Raw genomic sequence first — 4,398 nt, 5'->3', positions numbered from 1 at the left:
TCTGCCTGCCCGTGGCCGGCCTGATGGCGGCATTCTGGGGCATCCTGCTGGGCTTCCCGGTGCTGCGGCTGAGGGGCGACTATCTCGCCATCGTCACCCTGGCGTTCGGCGAGATCATCCGCCTCGTGCTCATCAACTGGGTGCCGGTCACGGGCGGCTACGCCGGCATCTCCGGCATCCCGCGGCCGTCCTTCTTCGGCATCCCGTTCAATGCCAGCGACGAGGGCTTCACCGCGGTGTTCGGCCTCGAGTTCACGCCGCTCTACCGCACCCTCTTCCTCTTCTACCTGATCGTCGGCCTGGCATTGCTCACCAACTGGGTGACGATCAGGCTCAGGCGGCTGCCGATCGGCCGCGCCTGGGAAGCGCTGCGCGAGGACGAGATCGCCTGCCGCTCGCTCGGCATCAACACCACCAACACCAAGCTCACGGCGTTCGCCATGGGCGCGGGCTTCGGCGGCTTCGCCGGATCCTTCTTCGCCGCCAGACAAGGCTTCATCAGCCCCGAGTCCTTCACCTTCATGGAGAGTGCGGTGGTGCTGTCGATCGTCGTGCTCGGCGGGATGGGCAGCCAGATCGGCGTCGCCATTGCCGCCCTCGTCATGATCGGCGGCACCGAGATCCTGCGCGAGCTCGACTGGCTCAAGCGCATCTTCGGCCCCGACTTCGAGCCGACGCAGTACCGCATGCTGCTGTTCGGCCTGGCCATGGTGCTGCTCATGGTATGGCGGCCGCGCGGACTCGTCGCCTTCCGCGCGCCCTCCATCTTCCTGCGCGAGCGCCGCCTGGTGCGCGCCGAGATGGTGAAAGAGGGTCACGGCTGATGGACACCCCGCCGGTCCCGCAGCTCCGCGTCGAGCACCTGACGATGCGCTTCGGCGGGCTCGTCGCCATCGACGACCTCTCGTTCGCCGCCAACCGCGGCGAGATCACCGCCATCATCGGCCCCAACGGTGCCGGCAAGACCACCGTCTTCAACTGCATCACCGGGTTCTACAAGCCCACCTCCGGCCGCCTGCTCCTGAGCCTCGGCGACGCGGTGTCGGAGGCAGAGGTCGCCGCACTCACCGCCTCCGGCCGACGCTTCCACAGGACGGCCACGGGCGCCGTCTTCCTGCTCGAGCGCATGCCCGACTACGAGATCGCCGCGCGCGCCCGGGTCGCCCGAACGTTCCAGAACATCCGCCTCTTCCCCGGCATGACGGTGTTGGAGAACCTGATCGTGGCGCAGCACAATCGGCTGATGGTCGCTTCCGGCTGGACAGTGCTCGGCCTCGTCGGCGCCCGGCGCTACGTGCAGGCCGAGGCCAGAGCCGTCGAGCTCGCCAAGCACTGGCTCGAGCGCGTCGGGCTGACGGAGCGCGCCGACGATCCCGCGGGCGACCTGCCCTACGGCGCCCAGCGCCGGCTCGAGATCGCGCGCGCCATGTGCACCGAGCCCGCCCTGCTCTGCCTCGACGAGCCGGCCGCCGGCCTCAATCCGCGCGAGTCCGCCGAGCTCACCGAGTTCCTGCACTCGATCCAGCAGGAGCACGGCACCTCGATCCTGCTCATCGAGCACGACATGTCGGTGGTGATGGAAATCTCCGACCATGTCGTCGTGCTCGAGTACGGCCAGAAGATCTCCGACGGCCCACCCGATCACGTCCGCAACGACCCCAAGGTGATCGCCGCCTACCTGGGCGTGGAGGACAAGGAGGTGGAGGAGGTGGAAGCGGAGATCGCGCGATGAGGACGTGGCTTCCTCAATCGCCAATCGCACCGGCTCCCCTCCCCCTTGCGGGGAGGGGCCGGGGGTGGGGGTCCACGAGCACAACCGTGAGGGATCATCACCCCACCCCTAGCCCCTCCCCGTCAGGGGGAGGGGAACAGGGCCGCACCCGGGGCGAGATGGAGCGCGCGCCATGACCGAGCCGCTGCTCGCCGTGCGCGGCGTCAAGAGCTTCTACGGCAGCGTGATGGCGCTCAAGGGCGTGGACGTCGACGTGCACGAGGGCGAGATCGTCACTCTCATCGGCGCCAACGGCGCCGGCAAGTCGACGCTGATGATGACCATCTTCGGCAACCCGCGCGCCCGCGAGGGGCGCATCCTCTACCGCGGCCGCGACATCACCGACCTGCCGACCCACGCCATCGCCCGCCTCAGGATCGCCCAGGCCCCGGAGGGCCGGCGCATCTTCCCGCGCATGACGGTGCGCGAGAACCTGCAGATGGGCGCCGAGATCGACGACGGCGCCCACTTCGAGGAGGATCTGCCCAAGGTCTGCGCCCTCTTCCCGGTGCTGGCGCGCCGGCTCGATCAGCGGGGCGGCACGCTGTCGGGCGGCGAGCAGCAGATGCTGGCGATCGCCCGCGCCCTCATGAGCCGGCCCAAGCTGCTCCTGCTGGACGAGCCCTCGCTCGGCCTCGCCCCGCTCATCGTCAAGCAGATCTTCGGCGCGATCCGTACCCTCAACACAGACTATGGACTGACGATTTTCCTCGTCGAGCAGAGCGCTTACCATGCGTTGCGACTCGCCCATCGCGGCTATGTCATGGTCAACGGCAGGATCACCATGAGCGGCACGGGCGCCGAGCTCCTCGGCAGCAAGGAGGTGCAGGCCGCCTATCTCGAAGGCGGCGCGCAGAGCGGCCCGCGCGTCGGGGTGCGCAAATGAGCTGGCTTTCCGACGACGGCACCGGCGTGTTTCTTGTGCTCACGGTGATCCTCGGCGGCGGGGCCGCGTTCCTCGCCGGCCGCGGGCTTGCGCGCGGCTGGAAGCCCTTCTGGCGCCTGTTCTTCTACATGGCGCTGCTCGCCGCGGCCGTGCGCTTCTTCCACTATGCGCTGTTCGACGGCAGCCTGCTGTCGCCCTACTACTATCTCGTCACCTATGCGATCCTGACGGCCTGTGCTTGCCTCGGTTTCCGCGTCATGCGCACCACCCAGATGGTCACCCAATATCGCTGGCTCTACGAACGGACGAGCCCGATCTCCTGGCGCGACCGCAAGGCGTGAATTTCCAGGAGCGCTCAGGGCAAATGCGATAGACTCGGAACGGGTGTTCGAGAGGGAGGTGACGATGAAACGCTTTGCCGGGTTATCAGCGGCCTTTGCCGCGGCCCTTCTGATGGCGGCTTGCGGCGACGGCGGCGGAAAGGGAAGCGACACCATCCCGGTCGGGGTGGAGGCGCCGGTCACCGGCCAGTATGCCTCCTTCGGTGCTCAATTGACGAACGGCGGCCAATTGGCGGTCGAGGACATCAATGCGGCCGGCGGCGTGCTCGGCAAGAAGCTCGAACTCAAAATCGGCGACGACGCATGCGATCCGAAGCAGGCGGTCGCGGTCGCCAACCAGATGACCGCGAACGGCGTGGCGCTGGTCGTCGGGGGCTATTGCTCGGGCTCCTCGATTCCGGCGTCAAAGGTCTATGCCGAGTCGAACACCATCCAGATCTCGCCCGCCTCAACCAACCCGGTCCTGACCGACGACCGCGCCGGGCCGAACATCTATCGCGTCTGCGGACGCGACGATCAGCAAGGCGGCGTTGCCGGCAAGTATCTCGCCGAACATTTCGCCGACAAGAACATCGCCTTCGTCCACGACAAGACCGCCTACGGCAAGGGACTTGCCGACGAGACGCTGAAGGCGATGAACGCGGCCGGCAAGAAGGAGGCGATGTACGAGGCGATCACCGCCGGCGAGAAGGACTATTCGGCGCTCGTTTCCAAGCTCAAGCAGGCCAATATCGACGTGCTCTATTACGGGGGCTATCACACCGAGGCCGGCCTCATCATCCGTCAGATGCGCGATCAGGGCATGAACACCATCCTCATGGGCGGCGATGCGCTTGTGACTCAGGAGTTCTGGTCGATCACGGGAGGCGCCGGCGAAGGCACGCTCATGACCTTCTCACCGGATCCGCGCAAGAACCCGGCCGCGGCGGAGGTGGTGAAGCGCTTCAAGGACAAGGGCATCGAGCCCGAAGGCTATGTGCTCTACACCTATGCCGCGTTCCAGGCCTGGAAGCAGGCGGCCGAGAAGGCAAAGTCGGTCGATTCGGCCGAAGTGGTGAAGGCGCTCAACGATACCGAGTTCGACACCGTGATCGGCAAGTTCAGGTTCAACGAGAAGGGCGACCCGAACCTGCCGCCTTACGCCGTCTATCGCTGGTCCAACGGCACCTACGAGCAGTTGACCGGCGAAGAGACGCCGAAGGCTGCCGCCAACTAGCGTTTCCTGGCGGGAGCCTCCTGCGACTTGAAATAGGCCTCGAGTTCCTTCTCGACGCGCACGAAATCGCCGGGCAGCGGCAGCCCCAGCGCCTTGAACTCGTTCAGCTTCTCCATGATGCGGAGATAGAGGTCGTGCGGGTTCTCAGGGGGGTTGTCCATCTGGTTGATGAGGAGGGCAAGCT

Annotated in this window: 6 protein-coding genes; 5 read left to right on the top strand and 1 reads right to left on the bottom strand. The window is 66.7% G+C overall.

What is annotated here, in order from left to right; genetic code table 11:
- The 5 genes from VFB18_RS00580 to VFB18_RS00560 form a co-directional block, all read left to right on the top strand.
- The coding region (locus VFB18_RS00580) for an ABC transporter permease subunit (protein WP_414675615.1) at positions 1–824 on the top strand (824 nt) is incomplete at its 5' end.
- Complete coding sequence (locus VFB18_RS00575) at positions 824–1,732, top strand: ABC transporter ATP-binding protein (RefSeq protein ID WP_324970332.1); 909 nt, start codon at positions 824–826, stop codon at positions 1,730–1,732. The genes VFB18_RS00580 and VFB18_RS00575, both read left to right, overlap by 1 nt.
- Positions 1,733–1,904: 172 nt before the next feature.
- Positions 1,905–2,657: an ABC transporter ATP-binding protein gene (locus VFB18_RS00570; protein ID WP_324970331.1), complete on the top strand. Its 753-nt coding sequence runs from the start codon at positions 1,905–1,907 to the stop codon at positions 2,655–2,657.
- Positions 2,654–2,998 (top strand): DUF6867 family protein, encoded by a 345-nt coding sequence (locus VFB18_RS00565; protein WP_324970330.1) that lies wholly within the window; start codon positions 2,654–2,656, stop codon positions 2,996–2,998. The genes VFB18_RS00570 and VFB18_RS00565 overlap by 4 nt, the downstream gene beginning before the upstream one ends.
- Before the next feature lie 64 nt (positions 2,999–3,062).
- Positions 3,063–4,214, top strand: coding sequence for a branched-chain amino acid ABC transporter substrate-binding protein (locus tag VFB18_RS00560; RefSeq protein WP_324970329.1), 1,152 nt, complete (start codon positions 3,063–3,065; stop codon positions 4,212–4,214).
- Here the strand turns inward: VFB18_RS00560 and VFB18_RS00555 are convergent.
- The coding region (locus tag VFB18_RS00555; protein WP_324970328.1) for a hypothetical protein at positions 4,211–4,398 on the bottom strand (188 nt) is incomplete at its 5' end. The two genes, VFB18_RS00560 and VFB18_RS00555, sit on opposite strands and share 4 nt — an antisense overlap.

This window comes from Methyloceanibacter sp. (assembly GCF_035650995.1).
Classification (GTDB): domain Bacteria; phylum Pseudomonadota; class Alphaproteobacteria; order Rhizobiales; family Methyloligellaceae; genus Methyloceanibacter.
The sequence above is the reverse complement of the archived record's forward strand: the minus strand, read 5'-3'. Positions and strand labels throughout refer to the sequence as shown.